Annotated in this window: 1 pseudogene; it reads right to left on the bottom strand. The window is 46.0% G+C overall.

The window, feature by feature from the left end:
- Nucleotides 1-378: pseudogene (locus A3761_RS05895) on the bottom strand (excinuclease ABC subunit B); the annotation flags it as partial.

Here is a 378-nt window from a genome sequence, read left to right as displayed (position 1 = left end):
ATCTATATCGGAATGCAAGTATCTGACTTGAACGCCATGCTCCATTAAGAAATCTGTGAGATCCTCAGCCATACGCTTTGTTAGCGTTGTAACCAACACTCTTTCGTCTAGCTCGGTTGCCGCATTAATCTCCGACAGCAAATCATCTACTTGAGTTGTAGCAGGCCTCACTTCTATTAGAGGATCAAGCAACCCCGTCGGCCTAACGACCTGCTCAACGGTTTTGTCAGCATGCTCTTCTTCGTAGGTTGATGGTGTCGCGGAAACAAAAATAGACTGGGGAGATATACGCTCCCATTCTTCAAAACGCATAGGCCTATTATCAAGTGCCGACGGAAGCCTAAAACCATACTCCACCAAGGTTTCTTTTCTAGACCT

The organism is Oleiphilus sp. HI0123 (assembly GCF_001635315.1).
Note: the sequence above shows the minus strand (reverse complement) of the source record. Positions and strands in the feature narration are given on the sequence as shown.